The sequence below is a fragment of the Nocardiopsis sp. NPDC050513 genome (assembly GCF_044457925.1).
Taxonomy (GTDB): Bacteria; Actinomycetota; Actinomycetes; order Streptosporangiales; family Streptosporangiaceae; genus Nocardiopsis.
In genome coordinates, this window is sequence record NZ_JBITHK010000001.1 from 428,416 (window position 1) to 455,337 (window position 26,922).

The window sequence follows — 26,922 nt, forward strand, 5'->3', positions numbered from 1 at the left end:
CGTCCCTTCCCGGTCGGTCGGACGGTGCGGTCACACGGCGTCGCGCGGTTCCCCCGGTGCGGGGGCGTCGTCGCCCAGGACGGCGAGCACGCGGTCCCCGTCGGCCCGGCGCAGGCTCCGGGCGACGAGTACGTAGGAGTGTCTCAGCATCTCCAGGATCTCCTCGTCGGGAACCGAACCGTCCAGCGGCACCGAGTTCCAGTGCCGCTTGTTCATGTGGTAGCCGGGGGTGATCCCGGGGAACTGGGCGCGCAGCTCCAGGGCCAGCTCCGGGTCGCACTTGAGGTTGGCGAACGGCCCCTGGTCGCGCTCCATGAGCAGGGCGTACACCTTCTGCCCGGCGACCTTGTAGACCAGCGGCCCGGGACCGAAGGGCTCGGACTCGGACGCCTCGGGAAACCACAGGGCGGCGTCGACGAACTGCTCGGGAGTCATCGTCCCTCCTCTCACGTCGAGGGTGCCAGACGGGACCGACGAACGGGAGGCGCCGCCGCGGATCGGTGGACGACGCGGCTCAGCGGCCCTCCTCCGGGGAACCCGGCGGTTCCGGGCCGCCGGGCGGGCCGGAACCGAGGAGCTCGTCGGTGAGGGAGGCCACCCGCAGTGCCAGTTCCTGGGCCTGCACCAGCGAGGAGAGGGCCTCGTCCTGCTGTTCGTGGTCGACTCCCGCCTCGACGGCCAGGGCGTCCAGCCGCTCGGCGGCCTGGCGGTCGAAGCGCTCCATCTCCGCCGCGCGGACCTTGGCCGCGTAGTCCTCCAGCACCCGGACGCGCGCCTCGACCCGGGCCACGTCCTGGTCGAGCACCTCCCGGGCACGTGCGGCGGCCCGCAGGCTGTGTTCTCCAGGAGTGGGCGTGCTCGCCATGGTGCGGCGGGTGCGGGTGTGCCCGCGCAGGCGGTCGGCCACGGCCCACTCGACGTCGGCCAGGACCACCCGGTTGCGCACCGCGTCGAGCAGGAGGCCCTGGTCGTGCAGGGAGGACGCCAGGACCGCGTCGACGGCGGACTGGGTGCGGGCGAGGAGCGCCCGCGCCTCGGTGTCGAGCGCGTCCGGGCCGACGTACCAGTCCCGCCACTGGAGCAGGAGCCGCCGCTCCCACTCGCGGTCGGCCGCCTCCTGGACCTGCCGCGGCGCGGGGGTCGAGACCGACTTCGAGACCGACGTCGATATCGCCTTGGCGACCGCCACGGCGCCCGCCACGAACACGGCGACGAAGAGGATCGGCAGCAGGACCAACCCGCCGACGGCCGCCACCAGGACCAGGCCCGCCGCGACGAGGGCGGCCCCGCCGACCGGGTAGATCCAGTGGTCGTTCACGCGGGGCGGGGAGGCCGGGGGCCGGGCCGGGCGGGGAGGTCGGGGCGGTGGCTGGTGCCGGCGGAGCGCGGCCGCGTCGAGGTGCGCGGCGGTCGCGTCGTCGACCTCGGGGTGGACGGTGAGGCGCGTGGGTTCCTGGCCGCCCCAGCCGCCGTCGTCCGCGTCGCCGACCGCGACGCCGGGCGCGGTGTCCAGGAGCTCCCGCACCCCCGCGCCGCGTTGGGTGAGCACCCAGACGCCCAGATGCCGGTCGCGCACGGCCAACCGCTGTTCGGCCAGGTCCCGGACGGCCTCGCCGGGGGTGCGGCCGCGCAGCCGCAGCACGCCGGGGCGTCCGGGCACGGGCACCGCCGCCCGCACGGCGCGGGAGGTGACGGCGGTGATCCGCACGGTCGTGCCGTCGGCGAGGTTGAACTTCAACGTGTTCCTTCCGGCGTGCGACCCGGGGGGCGGGCCTACCCCTCACCGGATTCGACGTCCGAACCGGGTGCGAAGTTGCGCCCGATCCCCCGTGCGCCAGGGGATGCGCGCCCGCGCGGTGACCGCGCCGACCGCCGCGCATTCGTGACCTGTACCGGAGCCGCGCCGGGGATAGGATCCCGGCACACGCGTCCCCCAGCGAACGGGAGCACGATGAAGGCGCGCGGCATCCGCAGACTCGCCCCGCTCGAACCCGGAGACCCGCGGACCGTGGGCGGCCACCGGATCAGGGGCCGGGTGGGCTCCGGCGGGATGGGCACGGTCTACGCCGCCGACTCCCCCGGCGTGCACGGCTACCTGGCGGTCAAGGTCGTCCACCCCGAGCAGGCGGCCGATCCCCGCTTCCGTGAGCGGTTCGCCCACGAGGCACGGCTGCTGGCCCGGGTGAACAGCCCGTCGGTGGCGCGGTTCGTGCGCGCGGACGTGGAGGCCGGGCTCCCGTGGATGATCACCGAGTACGTGCCCGGCCCCACCCTCCGCCGCCACGTGGAGCGCTTCGGCCGGTTGCGCCGGGGCATGCTGCTCGGGCTGGCCGTCGGCACGGCCGAGGCCCTGCGCGCCATCCACGACGCCGGGGTGGTGCACCGCGACCTCAAGCCGAGCAACGTCGTGCTCTCGGGCCGCGGTCCCAAGCTGCTGGACTTCGGGATCGCCCACCCGGTGGAGGACCCGGACCCGACCAAGTGGATCAGGCTGCGCCGGATGCGCCGCGCCTACCGCGACCTGCGGCTGCCCTCACCGGAGACGCTCGCCGACGAGCGGTCGGCGCGGCGTCTGGACAAGCTGGGCACGCCGGGGTGGATGAGCCCCGAGCAGTACGGACGCCAGCCCACCACCCAGAGGGCGGACGTGTTCCTGTGGGGTGCGACGGTCGCGTTCGCGGCCGTCGGGCACGACCCGTTCGGGCACGCGCACCCCAAGGAGATGGCGCGCCGGGTCATGTTCGAGGAACCGGACGTGGACCACCTTCCGCCCGGGTTGGAGCGGCTGGTGGCGGCCGCGATGGCCAAGGATCCGGACGACCGCCCCGACGCGGGGGAGCTGCTGCGCGCCTGCCTGGCGCTGGAGAACGCGGAGGGCGGCGTGCGGGCGCCGGAGGGCGCGGCGGATCCGGGTCCGGGGGCGGGCGCGGTGCGCGCGCTGCTCGGCCGTCAGTGGACGGAGGTCGCGGTCCGGCCCCCGCGGCCCCCGCGCGAGGGGCCGTGGCCGTTCGGGCGCGGCGCGGGCGGGGACGCGGACTGACCGGAGCGGACCGGTCGGACGCGTCTCAGAGCAGCCCGTAGTAGGCGCGGCCCTCGCGGGAGAACATGAACGCCACCATGGTGGCCGTGAAGCCCAGCGGAACGAGGGAGAACCCCTCCCCGCCGAGCAGGTTCCACAGGAGTAGCAGCCCGGCGGCGACCTGGAAGAGCACCACGCCCCAGAAGACGCCGACCGTGCGCCGCGGGATCCGGGCCGCCAGAAGGGTGGACAGCAGCCCGTACGCCCCGGTCACGAGGGCCAGCACCCCCATGAGCGAGCGCATGACGTCGGCGGTGACCACGAGTTCGACGCCCTGTTCGGCGGCCATGTCCACCTGGTCCTGGAGGGCCTCGTTCAGCGTCTCCGCGGGCATGGCCAGCCCCATGAGGAACAGTGCCGCCAGCGCCAGACCGCAGGACCCGCCGATGAACATGAGCGTCCTGACCACGGCCACCTTGCGGGGCGGCGGAGCGTCCGGGCGCAGGGCGTCCAGGTGCGGGCCGAAGCCGAACAGCCCCCGCTGCGGTGGGACGCCGCCCGCGCTCCGCTCCCCGTCGAAGTCGTGCGGGTCCTGGCCAGAGGGAGACACGGGGGTCCTCCGAGGAGTCGATGGGCGTGTGCGTCCATCGTAGTCGCGCGGCGACCGCGGGGGCGGTAGTGCGCACACCCTTTTCTCCCGCGTCGCGTCCGCCTCCCCGCGGCGGCGCCGCGGGTTCTCCGCCCCGTCACCCCGTGCCCGTGCCAGGGGCGCCTCCGTCCTCTAAGGTGATCCCTTCGGTATCCCCATCGCCTGTTCCCCCCGACCCCCGAGAAACAGGAGTCACCGAGCATGTCCAGACTCATGCGCGTCTCCGGCGCGCTGGCACTGGCGGGCGGCCTGGTCGCCGCGTCCGTGTCCGTCTCCGCGGCGGGCGTGGCCCCCCGGGACACCCCCGGCACCCAGGCCGCGGCCGACTTCACCCTGACGATCCTGCACGGGAACGACCCCGAATCCCACCTGCTGCACACCTCCGGCCAGCCGGACTTCGGCGGCGCGGCACGGTACACCGCCCTCTTCCACCAGCTGCGCGACGCCGAGGGCGCCGGTGCCGACGCGGGCGCCGACGAGGCCGCGGAGCGCGGCGTGCTCTCGGTCAACTCCGGCGACCTCTACCTGCCCGGTCCGGAGTTCTCCGCCTCCATGGAGGAGGGCGCGCCCTTCTACGACGCGATCGCCACCGACCACGTGGGCTACGACGCCGTGTCGATGGGCAACCACGAGTTCGACTTCGGCCCGGACGTGTACGCCGACTTCCTCGGACAGCTCACCGGCGGCGCCACCGTCGTGGCGGCCAACGTGGACGTGTCCGGGGAGCCCCGCCTGGCCGCGCTCGCGGACGCGGGCCGCATCGCGCCCAGCACCGTGGTCGACGTGGCGGGCGAGCCCGTGGGCGTCGTCGGCGCCCTGTACCCCGCGCTGCACAGCATCAGCAGCCCGCGCGACCTGGTGATCGACGAGGTCGTCGGCCCGGTGCAGGCCGAGGTCGACCGGCTCACGGCCGAGGGCGTCGACAAGATCGTCATGATCTCCCACCTCCAGAACATCGGCTTCGAGGAGAGCGTGGGCCGGCAGCTGACCGGCGTCGACGCGATCGTCTCCGGCGGCGGCCACGAGGTCATGGCCAACCCCGACGACGCGCTGGTCCCCGGTGACGAGGTGACCGCGCACCCCTCCACCGGCGAACCCCTGGCCTACCCGTTGTGGGTGAGCGACGGCGAGGGCGCCGACCTGCCGATCGTCACCACCGGCGGCGACTACGAGTACGTCGGCCGCCTGGTGGTGAACTTCGACGCCGGGGGCCGCGTGTCCTCGGTCTCGGACCGTTCCGGGAGCGTCCGGGTGTCGGGCGTCGGCGACGACGCCGTCGAACCGCACGCCGAGGTCCTGAGCGAGGTGACCGAGCCGGTCTCCGACCACGTCGCCGCCCTCGACGAGACCGTGGTCGCGGAGAGCGAGGTCGCCCTGGACGGCATGCGCGACCCCGGGGTGCGCACCCAGGAGACCAACCTGGGCGGCCTGATGGCGGACGCGCTGCTGGACACCGGTCGCCGCAACGCGGCCGAGTACGGGGTTCCCGAACCGCAGATCGGCATCCAGAACGGCGGCGGCATCCGCAACTCGTCGGTGATCCCGCCGGGACCGCTGACCGCCCTCGACACCTACGGGATCGCGCCGTTCGCCAACCAGGTCGTGGTGGTCCCCGACGTCCCGCGCGCGCAGGTCAAGGAGCTCCTCGAACACGGCGTGCACGCCGCCCCGGCGGCCAACGGCGGGTTCATGCAGGTGGGCGGAGTGAACTTCGCCTACGACCCGAAGCGCACCGCCCAGGAGGTCGACGCGGAGGGCCGCGTGGTCACGCCGGGCGAGCGGGTCCGCGAGGTGATCCTGCACGACGGGACGGTCGTCGTCGAGGACGGGGAGGTGGTCGGGGGCGACCCGATCACGATCGCCACCATCGACTTCTCCGCGCGCGGCGGCGACATGTACCCGTTCCGCGGCGCGGACTTCACCGTGGTGGGCGCGACCTACCAGGGCGCCCTGGAGCGGTACCTCCGCGGGACCCTGGAGGGCCGGGTGACCGCCGAGCGGTACCCGGAGGGCGGTTCGGGCCGGATCGTGGTCGGGGAGGAGGCCACCGACCCGGGCGGGGAACCGTCCGGGACGCTGGAGCTCGCCCGCACGCCGGTCCGCGAGCGCACGACGGCGGTCTTCCGGTACACGACCGACGCGCCGGGCCGCGGCAACCGCGTGGCCGTGTTCGCGGAGGACGGCGTCCCCGGTGCGGACGAGCCGCTGGCCGAGCGGCGGGCCCACCGCGAGCGGGGGCGGGTCCCCGTCAGCACGCGCGGCCTGGGAACGGGCACGTTCACGGCCTACCTGCTCGACCGCGACGGCGGCGTCCTGGCCGGTCCGCTGACCTTCGAGATCGAAGGGCGCTGACGCGAACGGCGCCGTCCGCCCCGCTTCCCTCGCGGAGTCGGACGGCGCCGGTGCCGCCTGCGGGCGCGGGCCCGTCGTCGGGCCCGCGCCGGGCGCTCAGCAGAGCGGCAGGCCCTCGATCGGTTTCCAGGGCTCGGACGCCTCGAAGGCGGTCGCGCTGACGAAGACGTCCTTGTTGCCGGTGTCGTCGTCGGTGAGCACCCACCACATCGTGCGGTTGCCCTGGTCGTCGGTGTGCGGCTGGCCCTCGGCCTGGCAGAAGACGTAGTGCCTTCCGGGCCACAGCCAGCCACCGGTGCCGTAGCGGGTGTCCGCGGACCAGTAGGTGCTGGCCTCGCGCCAGGTCGTGTAGTACAGCCGCGGGGAGAAGGACTCCGCCGTCGACCGGCCGCCGGGCGCGGTGGGCACCTCGGCGCTCTCCGCCACGGCGGTCGGCGCCGCCAGGGCCAGGGGCGTCGCGAGCCCCAGGGCCGCCGCCGTCACTCTCAGGATTCGTCTGTCGGCCATCGCCGCTCCTCGCCCCGCCCCGGACCGCGGGACGGGAATGTTGCCGGTGTCGGCGCTCCGGTCGGGCTGTCGGCCGTGGGTGGCGGCCGGGGCTGGCACCGGGATGGATGAACTCAGTGGAACGGACGCAGGGCACACAAGCCCGGCGGACCGCACCAACGAGGCCATTGTCACCCAGAGTGATCGACAGCGCGCGTAACGACACGTGGGGCGTCCTGGACGGGAGGACGCTCTGGACCACGGCTCAGACGCAGCCGGTGATCTCCTCGGCGGTGGAGACCATGTCGTCGCGCTGGCCCTGGTCCGTGCCGTTGACCTCGAACCAGATGAACACGAAGTGGCAGGCGCTCTGGACGTCCACGGCCTCGGACTCCTCGTCCGCGGCCAGCCCGACGGCCACGATCGAGGCGATGCCGACGTTCTCGAACGCGATCACGCGCACGAGGTTGGTGTCCATCGCCGAGGTGCACCGGAAGGGCGTCTCCTCCCCGCCGCTCTCGGGGGCGCACACGTCGTCGGTGGTGTCGAGGCGACCGGCGATGTCGAAGCCGTCCGCCAGCGCGTCCACGAGCTCCTCGGAGGTGAGCAGCTCCTCGGGCTCGGAGGTCGGCGCCCCGGTGGGCTCCTCCGTGGGTTCCCCGGTCGGCTCGTAGGGGTCCGGGGTCGGGGACGGCTCCTCGGTGGGCTCCTCCGTGGGCGTGTCGGACGGCTCGGGCGGCGCGTCCTCCGCGAAGCCGCTCAGCACGGTCTGGCCGAGGACGATGCCGCCGCCGAGGAAGGACGCGCCCGCCAGAACGGCGATCACGGTGAGAACGGCCAGGATCCCGGTCCCGTACCGGCCGGGGCGCGCAGGCGGAGGGGGCGGCGTGGGACCGGCGGGCCCCTGGGGCGGCTGCCCTCCCCACCCGCCCTGGGATCCCTGGGGGGCGTGGGAGTCCAGGAATGCCTGGGCCGCCTGAGGCTGCTGTGTTGTCTGGGGGTCATAGGGCTGCTGCGGCTGCGGGTGGCCCTGCTGCGGCTGCTGGTACCCGTGTGCGTCCGGCTGGCCCTGAGGTTGTGGGCGGTCCTGGCCCTGCGGACCGTACGGGCCCTGGGGCGGCGGACCGAAACCGCCTCCGGGGTCGGGGGTGTGGTGGTTCACTCGGGGGCTCCTCGATGTCTGGGTACGGGGGTCGGTCGCGCCCGGACGGGGGCCGGCGGCGGAAGGCGGTCCCGACTCCGCGTCGATGCCCCGCCCGGACCGTCCCCATGACCCGTCGCGTGGTGAAGTGTCCCACTTCCCCACGGTGACGCGGAGCGGGGCCGACGCGCAGCGCAGACAGAGCGGGCAAGCACGAACCCGGGTGAACAAGCATCCCAGTTTCACCAAGAAAAGGCAAAGAACACATAGAATATAGGCGCTCGAACCATATGACCGGTATGCGAATAGCGTATTTTCGGCCAACCTTGGGCCATCCGGCGCGCATAATAGGGAAATGCGCGACCTCGGACCTACGATCGGGATCATGACCTGCGTTTTGCTGGCCGAAGACGATGTCTCGATCTCCGAGCCCCTCGCGCGTGCACTCCGCCGCGAAGGCTACACGGTGGACGTGACCGTCAACGGCGTTGAGACACTCGACCGTGCCCGTGCGGGAGACATCGACCTGATGGTCCTGGACCTCGGGCTGCCCGAAATGGACGGCCTCGAGGTGGCACGTCGGCTGCGCGCCGAGGGTCACGGCACGCCGATCCTCATCCTCACGGCCCGCGCCGACGAGGTCGACACCGTGGTCGGCCTCGACGCGGGGGCGGACGACTACGTCACCAAGCCGTTCCGCCTCGCCGAGCTGCTCGCCCGCGTCCGCGCGCTCCTGCGGCGCGGAGGGGCCGAGGTACCGGTCGTGCACGGCGTACGCATCGACAACGACTCCCGCCGCGCCTGGCTCGGCGAGCGCGAACTGCAGCTCACCACCAAGGAGTTCGACCTCCTGCGCGTCCTGGTGCGCGACGCGGGCAAGGTCGTGACGCGTGAGCAGATCATGCGCGAGGTCTGGGACACCAACTGGTGGGGCTCGACCAAGACCCTGGACATGCACATCTCCTGGCTGCGTCGCAAACTCGGCGACGACGCCAACCAGCCGTCGTACATCACCACCGTTCGCGGCGTGGGCTTCCGCTTCGAACGGGACTGACCCGGCCCCGGCCGACGCACGCGGATCGGCCACCCGGGCCGCACGGATGAGGTGACATGCGTAGGCGGATGGTTTTCTCCACCCTCGTGGTGACCGTCATCGCCGTCATGCTGCTCGGCCTGCCTCTGGGCGCGCTCACGTACAAACTGGTGCACGACGAGGCCAGCCGCCAGCTCCACAGCGAGGCGGAGCTCATCGGCGCGGAGAGCGACAACATGCTCGAACTCCAGGGCGAGCTCGACCCCGCCGAGTTGAGCGCCGAGCACCCGGGCCGGTTCACGCGCGTCACTCCGCCCGGGGACGCGCCCTCGTCCACGGCCGGAGACCCGACGCTCAACCCCGCGGCCCCGGACGCGCCGAGTCTGCTCCGGGCCACGGACACCACCAGCCGCGGCACGGTGGTCGAGGTCTGGGCCAGCGCCGACGAGGTCCAGCGCAGCGTGGTCCGCGCCTGGCTGGGGATCGCCTCCCTCTCCCTGCTGGCCATCGGCGTGGCCGTGGGACTGTCGATGTTCCAGGCCCGCAGGCTGACCCTCCCCCTCGTCGACCTCGCCGCCACCGCCGAACGCCTGGGGTCGGGGGTCACCACGCCCTGGGGCCACCGCTACGGCATCCCCGAGGCGGACCGGGTGGCCGAGGTGCTCGACCGCAGCGCCGAACGCATCGCCGGACTGATCGCCACCGAACGCCACTTCGCCACCGACGCCTCCCACCAGCTGCGCACCCCGCTCACCGCGCTGACCATGCGCCTGGAGGAGATCATCGCCGAGGCCGGCAACTCCGAGGTGGTCCGGGAGGAGGGGGAGGCCGCCCTCGCCCAGACCGAACGCCTCGTGGAGACCGTCGAGAGCCTGCTGGGCCGCGCCCGCAAGAGCCAGAACCCCGAGGTCGAACGCGTGGAGCTCGACCCGGTGCTCAACCACCTCCAGGCCGAGTGGTCCCCCGTCTTCCAGCAGGAACAGCGCGACCTGATCGTCACGGGCGACCCCGGGCTGACCGCCATGACCGTGCCGAGCGACCTCGCGCAGATCCTCGCCACGCTGGTCGAGAACGCCTACAAGCACGGCGCGGGCACCGTCACCATCCGCCGCGTCGACACCGGGCAGTCGGTACGCGTCGAGGTCAGCGACGAGGGTGACGGCGTCCCCGAGCACCTGTCGGGCCGCATCTTCGACCGCGAGGTCAGCGGCGACGGCGGCACCGGGCTCGGGCTGGCCCTGGCCCGGCACATCGCCGAGTCCGAGGGGGCCAGGATCGAGCTGGTGCAGACCCGGCCGACCACCTTCGCCCTGTTCCTGCCCGCGGGAGCGGGCGGTCTGACGAAGATGACCGGCCCGGTCTGACCGTGCTTCTTTGGGCCTCCGCTCCGCTTCGGCCCGTGTTCGGACGCTCAAAAAGGCAGGGATGCTTCATCCTCGGCGGCGCCTATCGCTCGTTCCTCGCTCCACGGCTTGCCTCGTCTTGCAGCACCCTGCCAGCGCCCGAACGGCACCCCCCTGAGGCCTCCGCTCCGCTTCGGCCCGGGCCTAGGCGACCGTCGGGGACGCCGCCGCCTGGGGCACCTTCCCGCTGACCACCAGATCGCTCCACAGGGCGCGCACCCGGGCCAGCCCGTAGGCGCCCGTCACCTCGGCTCGGGCGCGCTCGGCCTCCTCGGCGAAGCGCCCCTCGGACACGATCGCGTGGACGGCCTCGGCCATCTCCACCGCGTCCGCGTGGATCCAGTGCGGGTCGTAGATGGTGTCGGCTCCCGGCCACGGCAGCAGGGCGGGCACCCCTCCCGAGGCGGCGCACTCGGCGGGCGCCAGGTGGAAGGACTCGTCGTCGCTGGTCGAGAGCATGAAGCCGACCCGCCGCAGCCAGGTCGCCACGTCGGGGCCGAACGGGTCGAAGACCACGGCCGGGGCGAGCCGCTCGTCGCGCTGGATCCTCCGGTAGACCCGCTCGAAATAGGCGCGCTCCTCGGGCCGGTTCCAGATCCACCAGTAGTCCCACGGCTGCTTGGTCTTGACCGAGAGCGTGTACCGGGGATCCATCCGCCGCAGTTCGGCGAGCACGTCCAGGCCGCGGTCCAGCCGCTTGCGCGAGGGCGCGATCCCGATCATGCCCAGGGCGTACTCCGCCCCGGCGAGCTTGGGACGGCTCAGCTGTTCGTCGTCCACCCAGTTGGGCACGACGATCACCTTGTCGGCGGGCCAACCGGTGATCTCGCGGGTCAGGTCGGCGTAGTGGGGGCTGACGCACACCACCGCGTCCACCTTGTCGACGTCCAGCCTGCGGGGCCACTCGGCGTAGAGCTCGAACCGGTGCAGGCGCACCACGAGCCGCTGGTCGGGGCGTTTCCACTTGGCGTAGAACAGCGCGTTGGGGCCGCACCACTCGCAGATCACCACGTCCGCCCATCCGGCGAGCTCCCGGGACCGGTACTGGTCGTGGGTGCTCAGGCCCTCCCACTGGTCGATGCGCACGTCGAGCCCGGGCAGGGAGTCGAGGTAGTCGGCCAGACGGGTGAAGAACTTGAGGTCGTGCCCGGCCACGACCACCTTGAGCGGGCGCTCGGGGTCGGTTCCGGCGGGGGCGGGCGGGAGCGCCTCGGCCAGGCAGGCGCGCAGCCGCCGCGCGGCCCGCTCCAGCGTGTGGTCGTCGGCGGCGCGACGGCACCGCTCGGCCGCGTCCGCGTAGACGGCGCGGTCTCCGTGCGCGCGGGCGACGACGGAGGCGACCGAGTCGACCCCCGTGCCCGCGAAGAGCGGGTAGTCCTCGCCGAGCATGGCCTCGTGCATGGGGGTGCGGTTGAGGACCACGGGCAGGCCGAGCGCGCCCAACTCCAGGACCTTGGTGGACAGTTCGAGGCTGGCGTCCATGGACGGGTCGCGCCAGGACAGCCCGAAGTCGCACTCGGCGGCCTGGCGGAGCGCGTCGGCGCGCGACATGCCGCCGCGCCAGTCGACGTTCTCGGTGCCCTCCAGCCCCTTGCGCATGCGCTTGGCCCAGTCGGGCGGGTCGGAATGGATCTTGTCGCCGATCATCACCACCTCGGCGTCCACCCCGAGCCGGGCCAGCTCCGCCGGGAGCTCGGTCATCTCCAGGGTGTTCCACCGGGGCGCGAACTTGCCGGTGTAGGCCAGCCGGGCGCGGGCGTGCACCTCCCCCTGGGCGCGCACGTCCTCGGGGACGACCACCACGGGCGGGAACAGGACCGAGCGCCCGCACGCGGCGGGGACCGACGACTCCAGGAAGGCGCGCAGCTCCTCGGTCTGGCAGAGCAGGAAGCGGGAGGCCAGCGCGATCTCGGTGAGCTCGGCCGTGGCGGTGGCCGTGAACTCCGCGACGCCGTGCGGGAAGTCGGTGAGGTAGGTCCACAGCCGCCCGGCCAGGGACTCCTCCTGGGCGGCCAGCCCTGCCAGCCGCCTGCCCCGCACCACCACCAGGTCGAACCGCCTGCGCTCGTCCTGTCTGGTGATCAGGGCGACGGCCTGCTCGGGCGTGAGCCCGCGCGGCCCGAGGTCGGGAAGGAGCTTGTCCTCGTAGGGCCGCAGCAGCCGGACGCCGGGCACCTCCGTCAGCGGCGCGGTCAGCCGGTCGGTGCGCACGGGCGCCTTGAGCAGGAGGGTGACCTCGCATCCGGCGGCGGCCAGGGCCTGCGCCATCGACTGTGCCCAGATCGCGGAACCGTCGATGATGTTGAGGTCCACGTCCCCGTACAGGAGTGCGCGCGGAGGAGGTGTACTCACGTTCTTCCCTTCGGATGCTTTCGGGTTGCCCGTGCGGGGCGGTCGGCGCGGTCGGGGGTCAACCGACGGCGCCGGTCTGGGCGGCGGTGTGGGAGGACCCGTCGCCGCCGGGGTCGGCACCGGTGCCGTGGTCCGGGCCCAGGGCCAGGAGGCGGCTGCCGCGCCGGTTCCACTCCCTGGGGCGCCAGCCGCGCCTGAGGAGTGCGGTGCGGGCCAGCTCCGGGGTGATGGCGCTGACGAACTCGTACTGCTGGCCGCCGGTGGTCGGGCGGTCGAAGTAGCCGCGTTCCCCCGGGTTCGCGAGGGGGTCGTCGGGGTCCGCTCCGGTGTCGGCCGTGCCGACAGCGTCGGCCCCGGAGCACTCCGCGGCGCAGACGAGGTCGACGAGCCGGTGGTCGCCGAGCGGGCGGGTCCACGGGTGGGCCCAGGGCGCGGTGGCGCGCTCGGCCAGGGCGGCCCACCGCTGGGCGGTGAGCCCGCCGTGGCCGTCCTCGCCGTCGCGGGCGGTGTCCCGCGTGAGCTCCTCGGGGGTGTCGGGGGCGCTGAAGCGCACGGTGCGCACGGTGACGCCCTCGGCGCGCAGCCGCTTGACGCCGGGCAGCTTGGCGGCCGTGCCCGGGACCACGACCTCGGCAGGGCGCAGCCGGGCGGCCAGGAGGTCGGCGGCGAGCTGGTCGGCGTCGGCCTCCCCCGCGGGGTCGGCGAGGACGGCGACCGAGCGCCCGCGCAGGGGCAGGTCGGTGCCGGACGTGCCGGAGGCGAGGTCGAGCCCGTCCAGGACCGAGGCCAGACGGACCGGGGTGGCCTCGTCGAGGAACACCCGGCGCAGCAGTTCGCGCTGCTCGGTCTCGGTGGGCTCCTCGGCGCGCAGGCGCGGAACGGACACCGCGAGGTCCTCGCCGGCGGGCTGGGGCGCCGGGGAGTGGGTGACCACGCGGGCGCCGCAGGCCCAGGCGCGGCGGCGCAGGCGGTCGGTCTCCGGCGAGGCGCCGGGGACGACGGCGACGTTGGCCGCGCGCAGGGCGTCGGGCAGGTCGGCGGCGTCGGCGTCGACCACGCGCACGCCGAGGTCGGCCAGGACGTCGGGGACGGGCTGGTCGGGCGTGGCGCGGACGTAGACGGCGGCCGGGCCGGGCGCGAGGTCCGCGGCGACCGGGTTGAACAGGTGGAGGGGGACACCGGCGTCGCCCTGGTGGACGCGGTCGAATCCGAGCTCGCGGAGGGCGGGCGGGGCGGGCGCGTCGTCGAGGAGGACGGCGGGGATGCCCCGGGCGGCCGCCGACTCCAGGACCCAGTGCAGGGCACGGGTGCGGTCGGCGGCGGCGGGGTCGCCCACGTGGGCCCACGGGGAGCCGGGGGCGGCGGCGGACGAGGAGACCAGGACGAGGTCGACGTCGACTCCGTCCATGACGATCTGCGCGTCGTGGGGACGCAGCGGGACCGTGCGGACGTAGGGGTCGACGGCGGTCTGGATGGCGGGGCCGACGACGGTGGCCGCGATGAGCAGGTCCTCGCGACCGCCCGCGACACCGGTGAGGAGGCGCGCCTCCTGGCGTTCGGCGTCGAAGGAGCGGACCGGCTCGCTGGCCGGACGCCGGCGCTCGCTGTGGTTGGTCTGGCCGCTGCGGCGCCAGAGGCGGTAGAGGTCCCGCGGGAGCCGGACCAGGGAGCGGCCGGGCCGCTTGGCGGCGGCGGTGAGCGCGCGCCCGACCTGGAGGGAGGTCGAGCCCTCCACGGCGGCCAGGCGTGCGCGCGCCTCCTGGAGCTGGGCCTCGCGTTCGGCCAGGGCCTGCTTGAGCTGCTCGGTCTGGCTCTGTTCACGCCGTTTCACGGTCTGCCACCTCGCGTTCTGGTCGGGTCGGCGTCTCCACCGCGTCGGGCCTGGGTGCGGGATCGGTCGGACGGTGCCGGGTGTGTGCGCGGGAGCGCGCGCGAACACCCGTGGTCGGGCGGGAGGCGGGTCCCGTGCGTGGTCCGTGCCGTGCGGGGATGGTCTGGTGGAAGTGTGCCACGGAGCTCACCTCGACCACTGCGTGAGGATGGCCGCGATGCGCTCACCGGCGCGCCCGTCCCACAGCGGCGGGACGTCGTCGCCGAGCCGCTCGGGGCCGTGCCCGTCCAGGACCTTGGTGAGGGCCTGGAGGAGGTCGGCCTCGGTGACGAGCTGGTTGGTCCCGTGGGTGATGGTGACGGGCCGTTCGGTGTTGGGGCGCAGGGTCAGGCAGGGAACGCCGAGGATGGTGGTCTCCTCCTGGACGCCGCCGGAGTCGGTGACCACGGCGGAGGCGCCGCGGGTCAGCGCGACGAAGTCGAGGTAGCCGAGGGGTTCGAGGAGGCGCACGCGCGGGTGGTCGCCGAGCCCGGCGCGGTCGAAGGCGGCCTTGCCGCGCGGGTGCACGGGCATGACCACGTCGACGGCGTCGGCGATCTCGTGCAGTCGGGCGACGAGGCGGGCCACGGTCTCGGGGTCGTCGACGTTGGCGGGCCGGTGCAGGGTGGCGGCGACGTAGCGCTCCGGCAGGTCGAGGCGGGCGCGCAGCGCGTCGGCGTCGAAGCGGTCGAGGTTGCCGAGGAGCGTGTCGATCATGGGGTTGCCGACCAGGTGGACGCGGCTGGTGGGGACGCCCTCCGCGGCCAGGTGGCCGATCGCCTCCGGGCTCGTGGCGAAGCAGAGGTCGCTGAGCTGGTCGGTGACGCGGCGGTTGATCTCCTCGGGCATCGTGTCGTCGAAGGAGCGCAGCCCGGCCTCCACGTGCGCCACGGGGATGTGCAGCTTGGCGGCGACCAGGGCGGCGGCCACGGTGGAGTTGACGTCGCCGTAGACGACGACCATGCCGGGGCGGCGCTCGGTGAACTCCTTCTCCAGCCCGACCATGAGGGCGGCGGTCTGGGCCGCGTGCGAGCCCGAGCCCACGCCGAGGTCGACGTCGGGGGTGGGCAGGCCCAGGTCGCGGAAGAAGACGGCGGACATGCGGTCGTCGTAGTGCTGCCCGGTGTGGACGACCGCCTGGTGCGCGCCGCGTTCGCGCAGTGCCGAGACGACGGGCGCGGCCTTGACGAAGTTGGGCCGTGCTCCGACGACGTGCACGATCCCGGTGTCCTGACTCCCGAGGGGAGCGCTCGATGCCACGTCTCTCACGTTTCCTTCTGTTGGGGTGCTGTGCCCACCGAGGGGATGGGTGGGGCGGGTCCGACCTGGTCGCGGGGGGTGGGCCCGGTCCGGACCCGGGACGGTCCGCCCGGTTCCTTGCCCGAGCCGTCCCGTCCGTGTCGCCGTGGTGTCACCACCTGGTCACGTCCACGTGGTTGTGTGACTGACCGTGCATGACACCCAGACTTCCGAATCCCACGTCCCGCGTCCGCGTACCCGCTGGGTGCGAGCGGTGACGTTCACCGTCACGTTGGCCTGGCGACACCTGCGGTCCGATCCCGCGCGGTTGCCGCTGCTGGCGCTGCGGTTGGCGCCCGGCCCTGTGCGGCGCGCGGTCCGGGCCGCGGCCACCCGGATGGGCGGCCTGGCACGGGCCTACGCGCTCTGGGACCGGGGCCAGCGCGAGGAGGCACGCTCGGCGGTGCTCGCCGCCGCGACGGGAGCCTCCCCCCGCCGCGTCGACCGGCTGGTGTCCGCCAGCCTGGCCGCGGGCGACGCGGACACCGCGCGTGAGCTGGTCGAACAGCTCCCGGAGGGTCCGCGCCGAGACGCGGCGGAGTATCGGACGGCTCTGGCGACAGGACGCGCTGTTCCCGCGTCCCCGTCCACGTCGCCTGACCATCACGGGATCACGTTAACCCGTGGTCACCGAACGCGGCCCGACGACACGGTGAACGCTCGGCGACCGGCACGCCCCGCCGGTGAACGGTGGCGTGTGGCCGAGGATCCGGCCGCGCCGGGGGCGGGACTGCGGGTGCTGCATCTGGTCACCAACGCGCTACCGCACACCAACGCGGGGTACACGCAGCGCACGCACCGCATCGCCACCGCGCAGCGGGAGGCGGGGATGGACGTGCACGTGGCGACCCGCGCCGGCTACCCGCTCACGAAGGGGGTCGCGGACCCGCGGACGCTGGTGCGGGTCGACGGGATCCCCTACCACCGGCTGCTGCCGTGGACGGCGCCCGCGGACGCGCGCGCGGAGTTGGCGGCCGGGCTGGGACTGGCGGGCCCCCTGGTGGAGGCGTTGCGCCCCCACGTGCTGCACGCGGCGAGCAACCACCACAACGCCCGGCTGGCGTTGGAGCTGGGCCGGCGGTACGGGCTGCCGGTGGTGTACGAGGTGCGGGGCTTCCTGGAGGAGTCCTGGCTCTCGCGGGACCCCTCGCGCGGCGTGGAGGACGCCTTCTACCAGGCGGAACGCGCGAACGAGACGGAGTGCATGCTGGCCGCCGACCTGGTGGTGACGTTGGGCGAGGCGATGCGCGCGGACATCGAGGCCCGGGGCGTGCCGCGGGAACGGCTGCTGGTGGCGCCCAACGCGGTGGACGCCTCCTTCCTCGAACCGCTGCCGCCGGGCGACGGTGTGCGCGCGGAGCTGGGGATCGGCGCTGAGGAGTTCGTGGTGGGCACGACCACCAGCTGCTTCTCCTACGAGGGTCTGGACGTGCTGCTGGACGCGGTGGCGCTGCTGCGCGACCGGGGGGAGCGGGTGCACGCGCTGATCGTCGGCGACGGCCCCGAACTGCCGGCGCTGCGGGCCCGCGCGGAGGCGCTCGGCCTGGCGGGGGCGGCGCACTTCCCCGGGCGGGTCCCCGCCGGCGAGGTGCGCTCGTACCACGGCGCCCTGGACGTGTTCGCCGTGCCGCGTCGGGACGATCGGGTGTGTCGGCTGGTGACGCCTCTCAAGCCCGTGGAGGCTATGGCGGGAGGCCTTCCCGTTGTGGCCAGTGAGTTGCCGGCGTTGCGAGAGATTGTGGAACCGGGGGTGACTGGTGAGTTAATTCCGGCTGGCGAATCGGCGGCTCTCGCTGAAGTGCTGACAAAGCTCGCTTACAGTCATGAAAAGCGGATTTCGTACGGCCTCGCTGGCCGGAACCGTGTCGGCACCGATCGGACCTGGGCGGAAGCCGCATACCGCTACAACCAGGCGTACCGGGCTCTTATTCGGAAATTGTCCGAACCAGGCCAGATCCCATAACCGGGGACGACATCTGCCTACACTCGGGTGTCCCACCTTCCTCCCCAGGCTGTCCCCGAAATCAGTGCGCCCGTTCACCCAACGAATGTGAGTGTGACCGCGAAGTGGATGCCGCAGCCTCCAACCCAGTGTCCGTTCCCGAACAGCCCGCCGGTGAGACCAGCGACCTCGTCATCATCGGGCTCGGCTACGTCGGCCTGCCCCTGGCGGCCGAGGCCGTGTCCGCGGGGCTGCGCGTGGTCGGTCTCGACGTGAACGAGCACGTCGTCGACGGACTCAACCGCGGGACGTCGCACGTGGACGACCTCGCCGACGAGGACGTCCGCGCGATGCGCGACGGCGGGTTCATCGCGACCACGGACGCCGCGTGCCTGGCCCGAACGCGCACGATCGTCATCTGCGTGCCCACCCCCCTCTCCCCCGAGGGCGGCCCGGACCTGGGCGCGGTGACCTCCGCCGCCAAGGCCATCGCGGCCCACCTCACCCCGGGCACCCTGGTCATCCTGGAGTCCACCACCTACCCGGGCACCACCGAGGAGGTGGTCCGGCCGATCCTGGAGGAGTCCGGCCTGGTCGCGGGCGCCGACTTCCACCTGGCGTTCTCCCCCGAGCGGATCGACCCGGGCAACCCGACCTTCGGCGTCGCCAACACCCCCAAGGTGGTCGGCGGTCTGACCGAGGACTGCGGGACGGCCGCGGCGGAGTTCTACGGCCGTTTCGTGGAGACCGTCGTCCGGGCGCGCGGGACGCGCGAGGCGGAGATGGCCAAGCTGCTGGAGAACACCTACCGGCACGTCAACATCGCCCTGGTGAACGAGATGGCCATCTTCTGCCAGGAGCTGGGCGTGGACCTGTGGGACGCCATCGCGGCGGCCAAGACCAAGCCGTTCGGGTTCCAGGCCTTCTACCCGGGGCCGGGCGTGGGCGGGCACTGCATCCCGATCGACCCGAACTACCTGTCGTACAAGGTCAAGACGCTGGGCTACCCGTTCCGCTTCGTGGAGCTGGCGCAGGAGATCAACGGCCGGATGCCCGCCTACGTGACGCAGCGGGCGCAGGAGCTGCTCAACGAGTCCGGATTGGCGCTGTCGCGCTCCAAGGTGCTGCTGCTGGGCGTGACCTACAAGGCCGACATCGCCGACCAGCGCGAGTCCCCGGCACGCCCGGTGGCCCGTAAGCTCGCGGCCAAGGGCGCCGCGCTCACCTACCACGACCCGCACGTGGACGCGTGGGAGGTCGACGGCCAGGAGGTCCCCCGGGCCACCGACCTGGACCGGGCGCTGGCCGAGGCCGACCTGACCATCCTGCTCACCGACCACGCCGAGTACCGGCCCAAGCGGCTCGCGGAGTACGCGCGGCTGCTGCTGGACACCCGCGGCGTGCTGCGCCGCTCGGCGCCCGCGGCCGACGCGGAGGTGCCCTCCCAGTCACGCGCGATCGCGCGGCGCGAGGGTCTCCAGGTGCTCTAGGCGCCCACCGTCCGCGAACTGCGGTGACCGGGGCACGCCGATCGCGAACCCATCGCGGTTCATCGGCGTGCCCCGTTTCGTTCACCTTCGCCCAACCGAAGGTTCACCCGATCAACCCCATGTGTCCACCCTGGTTTATTCGCACCGTTTCCGCAGGTGATTACCGTGTCGGACAGCTGGTACCGCGCAGGTGAGGCGGATCATCGCTGTAGACGGACCCGACCGGTGACTTAGGTGATGTTCAATGCACGCGCTCGTGGCCACGGTGGTCCACCATCCCGAGGACGCCCGGATCCTGCACCGTCAGATCCGCGCGCTCCTCGAAGCGGGGCACGACGTGACCTACGTCGCCCCGTTCAGGGAGTGCGGTGTCACCCCGTGGGGTGAGCTGGACTCCGTCGACGTGCCCCGGGCCGTCGGCCGTGAGCGGCTCAAGGCCCTGCGTGCGGCGCGCGCGGTGCTCGCCGAGCACGCCCCCCGCGCCGACCTGCTGCTCTTCCACGACCCCGAACTCATGCTGGCCCTGCCCGCCCAGCGCCCGGTCACCGTGTGGGACGTCCACGAGGACACCGCCGCGGCCATCCTGACCAAGCCGTGGGTGCCCCGACCTCTGCGGCGGCCGCTCGGCGCGGTGGTGCGCGCCTTCGAGCGCGGGGCCGAGCGCCGGATGCGGTTGCTGCTGGCCGAGGAGGGGTACCGGTCGCGGTTCAGGTTCCACCACCCGGTGGTGCCCAACACGACCGACGTGCCGGTGGAGCCCTCCCGGGAGCCGGGCGACGACCGGGTCGTGTACCTGGGCCACGTGTCCGTGGCGCGCGGGGCGCACGAGCTGGTCGAGTTGGGCCGAAGACTGCGCCCGCACGGGGTGCGGCTGGAGGTGATCGGCGGCGCGGACGCCAACGTGCGGCCGCTGCTCCGCCAGGCACAGCAGGACGGCGACCTGAACTGGTACGGGTTCGTGCCCAACGACCGGGCGCTGCGCATCTGCGCGGGGGCGATGGCGGGGCTGAGCCTGCTGCACGACACGCCGAACTACCGGCACTCGATGCCGACCAAGGTCGTGGAGTACATGGCGCACGGCCTCCCGGTGGTGACGACCGCCAATCCGATGGCCAGGGACCTGGTCACGGGACGTCCCGAGGGCGACGCGGGCCTGGTGGTCCCGTTCGGGGACGTGGACGCGGCCGAGGACGCGGTGCTGCGGCTGCGGCGGGACGCCGACCTCCGGCGTTCGCTGGCGCGTACCGGACACGGGATCGCACGGGCGTCGTACCACTGGCCGGTGCAGGCCCGGCTGTTCGTCAAGCGGCTGGAGGAGTGGGCCGACCGGAGTTCGCCCGCCGTTCCGGAGATTCCGCGGCCGAGGACGCGGCGCCGGTACGCGACGAGCGAGTGATCCGGACCACATAAAGGATCCTAGGAAATATCTTCCTAGGCAAGCATGTTGGTGCCTCTGTCAGCCCGCCACGGCGTTCGCGCTGGTGGCGCCCGCAGAGCACCCCAGAGGTTATGACATGCACGAGGCACTGGTTCTCGACAAGGCCGCCCAGGACCTGCTGTTCCGCTCCGCCCGTACCGCGAACACCTTCACCGACGAGCCCGTGACCGACGATCAGGTCCGCGCCATCCACGACCTGGTCAGGTTCGGCCCGACCGCGATGAACAACCAGGCGCTGCGCGTGACGGCCGTGCGCTCCCCCCAGGCTCGCGAACGCCTGGTCAAGCACATGTCGGGCAACAACGCCCCGAAGACCTCGACCGCGCCGCTGTCCCTCATCCTGTCCGCGGACACCGACTTCCACGAGCAGCTGCCCACGGTCTTCCCGGTCTTCCCCGGAGCGCGCGACAACCTCGCCGAGGCGCCCGAGGCGCGCGAGAGGATGGCCGAGCAGACCGCGTTCCTCCAGATCGCCTACCTGATCATCGGCGTACGCGCCGCCGGCCTGGCCGCCGGTCCGATGACCGGCTTCGACGCCGAGGGCGTGCGCAGGGAGTTCTTCGGCGAGGACTCGCCGCTGCGTCCGGTCGTCGTGATGAACGTCGGCAGGCCCGGCCCGGACGCCTGGTTCGACCGCCTGCCGCGCCTGGGCTACGAGGACGTCGTCACCGAGGTCTGATCCACGCTCGAACGGGGCTGGGCGCGATCGCGCCCAGCCCTGTTCCGTATGTCCACGACGAATCGGCCGAACCACCGGCATGACGGCGCCAACCCCCGTAGTTTTGACCTACGCTTGGCTGCACCAGCTCGAGCGCCACCAGATCTCCGCCGATACGATCAGCTGAGGCTTCGCATGGCTCGACCTCGTCACCCGAACAAGGACCTGGAATCCGTGCTACGGGCGGCCGAAGCCAGAGGATGGCGGGTCGAACGCAGGAAGAAGTACTACAAGATGTACTGCTCATGCGACGACAAGCACTTCAAGACCGTTAAGCTCACGCCTTCGGGGGCAAACTACCTCAAGGACCTTCTCGGGCAGTTGCGGCGAGCCACATGCTGGGAGGAGCCGAACCCGTGACCATACACCACCTTGTTGCCGACCTGTCGTTCAACGCTCGGAACGGGGCCGACAGCGACGAGGAGTTCGACGCCTTCGTCGACCGGCTCGTCGAGGAGCTCGACAACCTTCAGGAGTGCGACCCGGGGATCGTCGACCCCGACGTGGTCGGCAGTCTGACGAACCGCACCGTGTCGATCACCATGGGCGTCGAGGCTGGCAACCTGGAAGACGCCTCCCGGCTCTTTTCGGCCAACATCCGCGCCGCGCTCCACGCGGCCGAGTGCGAGACCCCGACCTGGCCGCGCTTCGTACCGACGGACAAGGTGCCCCAGGTCAGGCACATGGACGCCTCCGCCAGCTGACCGGCGCCCCCGCCAGGCGAGGTGCCTCAGGCGCGTCCGATGGGGAGTCTGTTCCTACCTCTGACCGGGAGGCGGGCCGTACGGGCCGCCCTGCTGCGGGTACCGCCCCTGCTGGGGGTGGGGCGGCTGCCCGTACCGCTGCCGCGGCGGAGCGCTCTTCCTCCCCGACCGCACGGCCAGGAAGACGACCAGCCCGACGACCGCCGCCAGGACCACCAGTCCCAGCACCAGAACGATGACGATCAGGCCCGTTGCCGCCATGCGTCTCCTCCAAGGTCACGCGCCGCGCTTCGCGGAGCCGAGCGCCCATGATGGCACGCGCCGACGACACGACGGGCATCCGGTCCGTGGTCCCGGTCCGTTTCCTCCTCGGGAGGTGGACCGTATCGGAACCCGTCCGGACGGCGGGGTTCGACCTGATCCCTGGGCAGGGTGAACCGGAGACCGAGCAGCACGAAGAAGCTCACCAGTGCCACGAACGCGGTGACGACCAGCGTCACGAAGCGGATCGCCGCGATCAGGACCATCGGAACCACCCCCCGTTCCCGGGTGTCGGCGCCCCGCGCGGCACCGTGACCCCATGGTCGCACGGCAGGCGGAAGCGCTCTTCGGCTCCCGGACCTCAGATGACCGGCGGGCGTCCCGCGCGCGTCATCCGCCAGGCGGTCGACCACCGGATCGGCGTGCGCGGACCCGCGTCCGCGCGCCAGCCCTCGCGGAACCCGCCGAACCACGACCGCAGCGCCGCCCGGTCCCGCTCGCGCAGCACCGTCAACGCGACCCAGGTTCCCAGGTAGGCGAAGGCCAGCGGCCAGGGCAGGTTGCGGCGGGCCAGCCACACCCGGTTGCGGGCGTTGAGCCGGTAGAAGTTCTCGTGCCGGGTCGGCGCGACCGCCGGGTGGTACATCACCGCGTCGGCGTCGTACTCGATCGTGTAGCCCGCGTCCAGGATCCGCCAGGCCAGATCGGTCTCCTCGTGCGCGTAGAAGAACTCGCCCGGCAGACCGCCGCCCTCCTCGAACGCGTTGCGCCGGATCGCGCACGCCCCGCCCAGGAAGGTGGTCACCACACTCGACTTGCGGGAGTCGCCCACCCGCAGCCGCGGCACGTGGCGGCGCTGGTCGGGGCCCCCGTCCGGGTCGGCGATCCGGAAGGACAGCGCGCCCAGCGCGGACTCGGCGGCGAACCGCTCCCGCACGTGCCGGGCCAGGTCGGTGGAGCGGTACCACCCGTCGTCGTCCAGGAACAGCACGACGTCGCCCTTGCTCGCCCGCACCCCGTGGTTGCGCCCCTCGGGGATGCCCACGTTCTCCGGCAGCCGCACGGTCGTGACGCCCTCGGGGAGCTCGGGCAGGTCCGCGCCGTTGCCGACCACGACCACCTCGACGTCCGCACCCTCCTGCTCGAACACACTGGTGATCGCCCGGCGCAGCTCGGCGGGGCGGTTGCCCATGGTGAGCAGGACGCAGGACAGTGTGGGCTGGATGGGACCGGACACCTCGGGACGGCTCCGTTCGGCTCTCGGCGCTCGGGAGTCCTCCTCCGCGGACGCGCCGGAGACCGGTGAGGACGGGATCACGGATGTGGCCATGCTTGCGACCGTTCAGTGGACGACGGACATCGAGATGGTTGACTCTCGTCAACATTCGCACGAACAGACTAACGAGAGAATAAGAGAAAGGTGTACGAGGCCGTGAGGCGGGCAACACACACGGCCTCGTATGTGACGGTACCGTCACTGACGCGTTATTCCAGGCGGCGCGACGCGACCACGCTCACGAAGTGGGCGAGACTCATGACCACGCCCACGGCCGCGCACGCGGCCACGAGCACCCGGGTCGCGGTCAGGTCGCCCAGGAAGGCGTCCACGACCGCCGCCACCACGACCAGGAGCGACAGTTCGACCGCCTGGATCACGCGGTGCACCTTCAGCGCGGAAGCCAGCCGCCGGGCCAGGCTCAGCCCGGACGAACGCGGCCGCATCGCCTCGGCCGTGACCGCCTCCGGCAGCCCCGCCTTGGCGCGGGCCACCACGACGTTGTCCGTCTCGGCCTTGATCAGCGCGACGCCGATCGCCGCGGCCATCCCGAGGACGACCCAGCCGCCCGGCTCGAACCCGCCCTGGGCACGCACGCCCAGACCGATGAGCAGGGCGATCTCCGACACGTAGTGGCCGATCCGGTCCAGGTAGATCCCCGCCACGCTCGTGCGTCCCGTGTACCGGGCCACCTCGCCGTCGGAGCAGTCCAGCAGCAGGTAGACCTGCACCAGCAGGGCCGCCAGGACCGCCGGCCACAGACCGCCGAAGGCCACGACCACCCCGGCCAGGACGCCGAACACCATCATCAGGTAGGTGATGGGGTTCGGCGGGACGCCGAGCCGGACGAACAGCGTGCTCAGGTACGGGGAGACGTCCCGCATGTAGTAGCGGCCCGCCCAGTGCTCCTCGTTCACACGCTCCTTGATCCCCGCGGGCTGGCCGCCCGCGCGGACCTCAGCGACCGACGGCTTCGACATAGTCCGCGACGCTCCGCTTGATCTCGTCCTCGGAGAGGTTCAGGTGTTCAAGGATGGTGAAGCGTCCGGGGCGCGTGCCCGGAGCGTGGACGACCGCGCGCACGAAGTCGTCGTCGCCCAGTCCCACGTCGGAGGGGAGGACCGGCAGCCGGTGGCGGATCAGGCAGGAGCGAATCTCCTCCAGGCGCCGCTGCGACCAGCCCAGGTGGCGCACCCGCAGGAAGGACGCGTACAGCGCCCCCAGCCCGGCGAGCTCGCCGTGGTTGCTGGTCCCCGGGTAGAGCTGCGTGATCGCGTGCAGGATCTCGTGGCACGCACCGCTGGCGGGGCGGCTGGACCCGGCCACCGACATCGCCATGCCGGAGAGCACCAGGCCCTCGGCGAGCACGGCGAGGAAGGCGTCGGACTCGATGGAGTCGGGACGGTGCAGCACCGCCTCCGCCGCGACCCGGGCGAAGGTGACCGCCATGCCGTCGACCGGCTCGCCGTCGATCCGGCCCGCCAGCTCCCAGTCCTCGATGGCCGAGATGTTGCTGACGACGTCGCCGATCCCGGAGCGGACCAGATGCGAGGGGGCGGCCTGGACGTAGTCGACGTCGATGACCACGGCGATGGGCATGGTGACGCCGATCGACGGCTTGCCGCCCTCGTGCTCCAGGGAGCTGACCGGCGAGGCGATGCCGTCGTGCGCCAGGTTGGTCGCGACGGCGACCATGGGGATGCCCGCCATGGTCGCGGCGAACTTGGTCACGTCGATGGTCTTGCCGCCGCCGATGCCGGCGACCGCCTCGTAGGCGCCCGACCGGAGCTTTTTGCCCAGGTCGGTGGCGGCGTCCACGGTGCCCTCGTCGACCTGGAAGACCTCGCACTGGGGCAGGTCCAGGTCAGCGGCGATCTGCGCGCCCTGGCCGGGGCCGACCGCGACCGCGATGCGGCCCTCGGTGGCGATCCGGCGGTCGGCGAGCACGGTCCCGAGGGAGGCGATGGCCCCCCGGCGCACGTCGATCGCCAGGGGGGAGGGGAGCATTCGCGCTAGTAGCGGCACGCGATCTCCCTCGCCTTGGCCAGGTCGTCGTGGTTGTCGACCTCGACCCACTGGACGTCGCCGATCGGGGCCACGGAGACCTTCTCGCCGCGGTTGACCAGCTCCTGGTAGCCGTCCTCGTAGTACAGCTGCGGGTCGCGCTCCCAGGTGGCCTTGAGCGCGTCGGCCAGGCGGGCGTCGAGCGAGCCCTCCAGGAGGGTGGCGCCGATGTACTCTCCCGCGGCGGTGGCCGGGTCCATCAGCTTGGTGATGGTCCTGAGGTGGCCGCCCTCGTCGAGGGTCACCTTCATCTCCTCGTCGGCCAGATTTTTCACGTCGTCCACCGCGAGGAGGAGTTCCGGACCCCGCGCGGCGAGTAGCGTTTCCTCGACGCTCACGGGGTGAACCGTGTCACCGTTGACGAGGAGGACGCCCTCGGAGAAGAACTCGCGTGCGGTCCACAGGGAGTAGGCGTTGTTCCACTCCTCGGCCTTGTCGTTGTAGCTGAGGGTGATCTTGACGCCGTGACGCTCCTCGAGCGCCTCCTTGCGGGCCTCGACGGCCTCCGCGCGGTAACCGACCACCACGACCACGTCGGTGAGCCCGGCGGCGGCGAGGTTGCGCAGCGAGATGTCCATGATGGTCGTCTCGCCGTCGACGGGCACCAGGGCCTTGGGCAGGGTGTCGGTGTAGGGGCGCAGACGCCGTCCCGCGCCTGCGGCGAGAACCATTCCGAGCATGAGGGCGTGTTCCTCCTTAGGTCGGGGAGACGCCTCACGCCTCCCCGTTCGTTCCGGCGGCCGGTCGGCCCCCGTCCTCGTGTCCAGGTGGGGTCGTCCGGGGACCTCCCCGGTCCGTGCCGCCTCCGCGGGGGGACGCGGTGACGGTCGTGCACACCTCGGTCACGGGCGTCGCGCACCAGGAGCGCACCGCCTCGCGGACCAGGAGCACCGCCAGGTATCCGGCGAGTGCCCCGTAGACGGGCGCGAGTACGTCGAACGCACCGCCGACCGCGATGACGAGCATGCGCCCGTCCCATCCGAGCGCCGCCCTGCGCACCCAGGCGGGGCGGGCGACACCGACCGAGGGACGCGCGACGTCGTCGCGGTGGTGGCTGACGACCACCATCAAGAGTACGAACACCAAGGGACCGGGTACACCGGACGCCGACCCCAGGACCGCCAGGTACCCGTACTCGGTGAAGCGCAGGACGGGTGGCACGATCCGGTCGAGGCGCCCGTCGTGCGGGTGCCCCGAGGCCAGACCGGACAGTAGCAGGGCAGCGACCGGTGCGAACAGGGTAATGCCTGCCAGCTGTCCCCGAACCGCCACGAGGAGCGTCCCGACCACCAGCAGGCCGGTGAGCGCCGGCAGCAGGGGCGCCACGGCCCCCGGGGCGACCCGGCCGAGCAGCGCGCAGACGTGACTGTCGTCACGCAGAGTCCGCAGGTCGGGGACGGTGGCGCACAGACGCTCACGCGGCGG

The 26,922-nt window shown here is 72.7% G+C and carries 24 protein-coding genes; 9 read left to right on the plus strand and 15 right to left on the minus strand.

Features of this window, described 5'->3' with window-relative positions:
• Positions 1 to 30 precede the first annotated feature (30 nt).
• Entirely contained in the window at positions 31 to 435 is a 405-nt protein-coding gene (locus ACIBFB_RS01840; protein WP_397225077.1) for an MmcQ/YjbR family DNA-binding protein, read from the minus strand.
• A gap of 79 nt (positions 436 to 514) precedes the next feature.
• The gene (locus tag ACIBFB_RS01845) at positions 515 to 1,738 is read right to left on the minus strand and encodes a hypothetical protein (protein ID WP_397225079.1); all 1,224 of its coding nucleotides are present in this window, start codon (positions 1,736 to 1,738) and stop codon (positions 515 to 517) included.
• Positions 1,739 to 1,951: 213 nt separating this feature from the next.
• On the opposite strand from ACIBFB_RS01845, the gene ACIBFB_RS01850 reads away from it, so the two are divergent.
• Positions 1,952 to 3,040: a serine/threonine-protein kinase gene (locus tag ACIBFB_RS01850; RefSeq protein WP_397225081.1), complete on the plus strand. Its 1,089-nt coding sequence runs from the start codon at positions 1,952 to 1,954 to the stop codon at positions 3,038 to 3,040.
• Positions 3,041 to 3,065: 25 nt separating this feature from the next.
• Here ACIBFB_RS01850 and ACIBFB_RS01855 read toward each other — a convergent pair whose 3' ends face one another.
• Entirely contained in the window at positions 3,066 to 3,629 is a 564-nt protein-coding gene (locus ACIBFB_RS01855) for a hypothetical protein (RefSeq protein ID WP_397225083.1), read from the minus strand.
• Positions 3,630 to 3,869: 240 nt separating this feature from the next.
• On the opposite strand from ACIBFB_RS01855, the gene ACIBFB_RS01860 reads away from it, so the two are divergent.
• Positions 3,870 to 6,020, plus strand: coding sequence for a bifunctional metallophosphatase/5'-nucleotidase (locus ACIBFB_RS01860; protein WP_397225085.1), 2,151 nt, complete (start codon positions 3,870 to 3,872; stop codon positions 6,018 to 6,020).
• A 96-nt stretch (positions 6,021 to 6,116) separates the two neighbouring features.
• Here the strand turns inward: ACIBFB_RS01860 and ACIBFB_RS01865 are convergent, their stop codons facing one another.
• Both ACIBFB_RS01865 and ACIBFB_RS01870 read right to left on the minus strand, forming a co-directional pair.
• Positions 6,117 to 6,527, minus strand: a complete 411-nt coding sequence (locus tag ACIBFB_RS01865) for a hypothetical protein (protein WP_397225087.1) — start codon at positions 6,525 to 6,527, stop codon at positions 6,117 to 6,119.
• Between the two features lie 244 nt (positions 6,528 to 6,771).
• Positions 6,772 to 7,668 (minus strand): hypothetical protein, encoded by an 897-nt coding sequence (locus ACIBFB_RS01870; protein WP_397225089.1) that lies wholly within the window; start codon positions 7,666 to 7,668, stop codon positions 6,772 to 6,774.
• A gap of 364 nt (positions 7,669 to 8,032) precedes the next feature.
• Between ACIBFB_RS01870 and ACIBFB_RS01875 the strand changes: the two genes are divergently transcribed.
• Positions 8,033 to 8,701: a response regulator transcription factor gene (locus tag ACIBFB_RS01875; protein WP_013154850.1), complete on the plus strand. Its 669-nt coding sequence runs from the start codon at positions 8,033 to 8,035 to the stop codon at positions 8,699 to 8,701.
• A 56-nt stretch (positions 8,702 to 8,757) separates the two neighbouring features.
• Entirely contained in the window at positions 8,758 to 10,044 is a 1,287-nt protein-coding gene (locus ACIBFB_RS01880; RefSeq protein ID WP_397225092.1) for a sensor histidine kinase, read from the plus strand.
• A gap of 183 nt (positions 10,045 to 10,227) precedes the next feature.
• Here ACIBFB_RS01880 and ACIBFB_RS01885 read toward each other — a convergent pair whose 3' ends face one another.
• The 3 genes from ACIBFB_RS01885 to wecB all read right to left on the minus strand — a co-directional run bounded on the left by ACIBFB_RS01885 (position 10,228) and on the right by wecB (position 15,565).
• On the minus strand, positions 10,228 to 12,435 hold the full coding sequence (locus ACIBFB_RS01885; protein WP_397225094.1) for a glycosyltransferase: 2,208 nt from the start codon (positions 12,433 to 12,435) through the stop codon (positions 10,228 to 10,230).
• A 58-nt stretch (positions 12,436 to 12,493) separates the two neighbouring features.
• Entirely contained in the window at positions 12,494 to 14,266 is a 1,773-nt protein-coding gene (locus ACIBFB_RS01890) for a hypothetical protein (RefSeq protein WP_397225096.1), read from the minus strand.
• 186 nt (positions 14,267 to 14,452) lie between these two features.
• Positions 14,453 to 15,565 carry a non-hydrolyzing UDP-N-acetylglucosamine 2-epimerase gene (gene wecB, locus ACIBFB_RS01895; RefSeq protein WP_397225098.1) on the minus strand — a complete coding sequence of 371 codons (1,113 nt, stop codon included), beginning with the start codon at positions 15,563 to 15,565 and terminating at the stop codon, positions 14,453 to 14,455.
• A gap of 253 nt (positions 15,566 to 15,818) precedes the next feature.
• On the opposite strand from wecB, the gene ACIBFB_RS01900 reads away from it, so the two are divergent.
• The 5 genes from ACIBFB_RS01900 to ACIBFB_RS01920 all read left to right on the plus strand — a co-directional run bounded on the left by ACIBFB_RS01900 (position 15,819) and on the right by ACIBFB_RS01920 (position 21,896).
• Entirely contained in the window at positions 15,819 to 17,567 is a 1,749-nt protein-coding gene (locus ACIBFB_RS01900) for a glycosyltransferase family 4 protein (RefSeq protein ID WP_397225100.1), read from the plus strand.
• Positions 17,568 to 17,671: 104 nt separating this feature from the next.
• Positions 17,672 to 19,036 carry a nucleotide sugar dehydrogenase gene (locus tag ACIBFB_RS01905; protein ID WP_397225102.1) on the plus strand — a complete coding sequence of 455 codons (1,365 nt, stop codon included), beginning with the start codon at positions 17,672 to 17,674 and terminating at the stop codon, positions 19,034 to 19,036.
• 244 nt (positions 19,037 to 19,280) lie between these two features.
• The gene (locus tag ACIBFB_RS01910) at positions 19,281 to 20,432 is read left to right on the plus strand and encodes a glycosyltransferase (protein ID WP_397225104.1); all 1,152 of its coding nucleotides are present in this window, start codon (positions 19,281 to 19,283) and stop codon (positions 20,430 to 20,432) included.
• A 118-nt stretch (positions 20,433 to 20,550) separates the two neighbouring features.
• Positions 20,551 to 21,153: a malonic semialdehyde reductase gene (locus ACIBFB_RS01915; protein WP_397225106.1), complete on the plus strand. Its 603-nt coding sequence runs from the start codon at positions 20,551 to 20,553 to the stop codon at positions 21,151 to 21,153.
• Positions 21,154 to 21,548: 395 nt separating this feature from the next.
• The gene (locus ACIBFB_RS01920) at positions 21,549 to 21,896 is read left to right on the plus strand and encodes a hypothetical protein (RefSeq protein WP_397225108.1); all 348 of its coding nucleotides are present in this window, start codon (positions 21,549 to 21,551) and stop codon (positions 21,894 to 21,896) included.
• Between the two features lie 54 nt (positions 21,897 to 21,950).
• Here the strand turns inward: ACIBFB_RS01920 and ACIBFB_RS01925 are convergent, their stop codons facing one another.
• From ACIBFB_RS01925 to ACIBFB_RS01955, 7 genes are all read right to left on the minus strand, one after another.
• The gene (locus ACIBFB_RS01925; RefSeq protein ID WP_397225110.1) at positions 21,951 to 22,157 is read right to left on the minus strand and encodes a hypothetical protein; all 207 of its coding nucleotides are present in this window, start codon (positions 22,155 to 22,157) and stop codon (positions 21,951 to 21,953) included.
• Entirely contained in the window at positions 22,139 to 22,423 is a 285-nt protein-coding gene (locus tag ACIBFB_RS01930; protein ID WP_397225112.1) for a hypothetical protein, read from the minus strand. The genes ACIBFB_RS01925 and ACIBFB_RS01930 overlap by 19 nt, the downstream gene beginning before the upstream one ends.
• A gap of 95 nt (positions 22,424 to 22,518) precedes the next feature.
• On the minus strand, positions 22,519 to 23,349 hold the full coding sequence (locus ACIBFB_RS01935; protein ID WP_397225432.1) for a glycosyltransferase family 2 protein: 831 nt from the start codon (positions 23,347 to 23,349) through the stop codon (positions 22,519 to 22,521).
• Between the two features lie 293 nt (positions 23,350 to 23,642).
• Positions 23,643 to 24,413, minus strand: coding sequence for a CDP-alcohol phosphatidyltransferase family protein (locus ACIBFB_RS01940; RefSeq protein WP_397225114.1), 771 nt, complete (start codon positions 24,411 to 24,413; stop codon positions 23,643 to 23,645).
• Positions 24,391 to 25,440 carry an iron-containing alcohol dehydrogenase family protein gene (locus ACIBFB_RS01945; RefSeq protein WP_397225116.1) on the minus strand — a complete coding sequence of 350 codons (1,050 nt, stop codon included), beginning with the start codon at positions 25,438 to 25,440 and terminating at the stop codon, positions 24,391 to 24,393. Before ACIBFB_RS01945 ends, ACIBFB_RS01940 begins: the two co-directional genes overlap by 23 nt.
• Before the next feature lie 5 nt (positions 25,441 to 25,445).
• Positions 25,446 to 26,177, minus strand: a complete 732-nt coding sequence (locus ACIBFB_RS01950) for a sugar phosphate nucleotidyltransferase (protein ID WP_397225118.1) — start codon at positions 26,175 to 26,177, stop codon at positions 25,446 to 25,448.
• Positions 26,178 to 26,211: 34 nt separating this feature from the next.
• Positions 26,212 to 26,907 carry a DUF5941 domain-containing protein gene (locus tag ACIBFB_RS01955; protein ID WP_397225434.1) on the minus strand — a complete coding sequence of 232 codons (696 nt, stop codon included), beginning with the start codon at positions 26,905 to 26,907 and terminating at the stop codon, positions 26,212 to 26,214.
• Positions 26,908 to 26,922 lie beyond the last annotated feature (15 nt).

Bases quoted from the DNA above. Each gene is read 5' to 3' on its own strand.
- ACIBFB_RS01840 (WP_397225077.1), bottom strand. From the start codon at position 435: ATGACTCCCGAGCAGTTCGTCGACGCCGCCCTGTGGTTTCCCGAGGCG.
- ACIBFB_RS01850 (WP_397225081.1), top strand. From the start codon at position 1,952: ATGAAGGCGCGCGGCATCCGCAGACTCGCCCCGCTCGAACCCGGAGAC.
- ACIBFB_RS01860 (WP_397225085.1), top strand. From the start codon at position 3,870: ATGTCCAGACTCATGCGCGTCTCCGGCGCGCTGGCACTGGCGGGCGGC.
- ACIBFB_RS01865 (WP_397225087.1), bottom strand. From the start codon at position 6,527: ATGGCCGACAGACGAATCCTGAGAGTGACGGCGGCGGCCCTGGGGCTC.
- ACIBFB_RS01875 (WP_013154850.1), top strand. From the start codon at position 8,033: ATGACCTGCGTTTTGCTGGCCGAAGACGATGTCTCGATCTCCGAGCCC.
- ACIBFB_RS01880 (WP_397225092.1), top strand. From the start codon at position 8,758: ATGCGTAGGCGGATGGTTTTCTCCACCCTCGTGGTGACCGTCATCGCC.
- ACIBFB_RS01910 (WP_397225104.1), top strand. From the start codon at position 19,281: ATGCACGCGCTCGTGGCCACGGTGGTCCACCATCCCGAGGACGCCCGG.
- ACIBFB_RS01915 (WP_397225106.1), top strand. From the start codon at position 20,551: ATGCACGAGGCACTGGTTCTCGACAAGGCCGCCCAGGACCTGCTGTTC.
- ACIBFB_RS01925 (WP_397225110.1), bottom strand. From the start codon at position 22,157: ATGGCGGCAACGGGCCTGATCGTCATCGTTCTGGTGCTGGGACTGGTG.
- ACIBFB_RS01930 (WP_397225112.1), bottom strand. From the start codon at position 22,423: ATGGTCCTGATCGCGGCGATCCGCTTCGTGACGCTGGTCGTCACCGCG.
- ACIBFB_RS01935 (WP_397225432.1), bottom strand. From the start codon at position 23,349: ATGGGCAACCGCCCCGCCGAGCTGCGCCGGGCGATCACCAGTGTGTTC.
- ACIBFB_RS01940 (WP_397225114.1), bottom strand. From the start codon at position 24,413: ATGTCGAAGCCGTCGGTCGCTGAGGTCCGCGCGGGCGGCCAGCCCGCG.
- ACIBFB_RS01945 (WP_397225116.1), bottom strand. From the start codon at position 25,440: ATGCTCCCCTCCCCCCTGGCGATCGACGTGCGCCGGGGGGCCATCGCC.
- ACIBFB_RS01950 (WP_397225118.1), bottom strand. From the start codon at position 26,177: ATGCTCGGAATGGTTCTCGCCGCAGGCGCGGGACGGCGTCTGCGCCCC.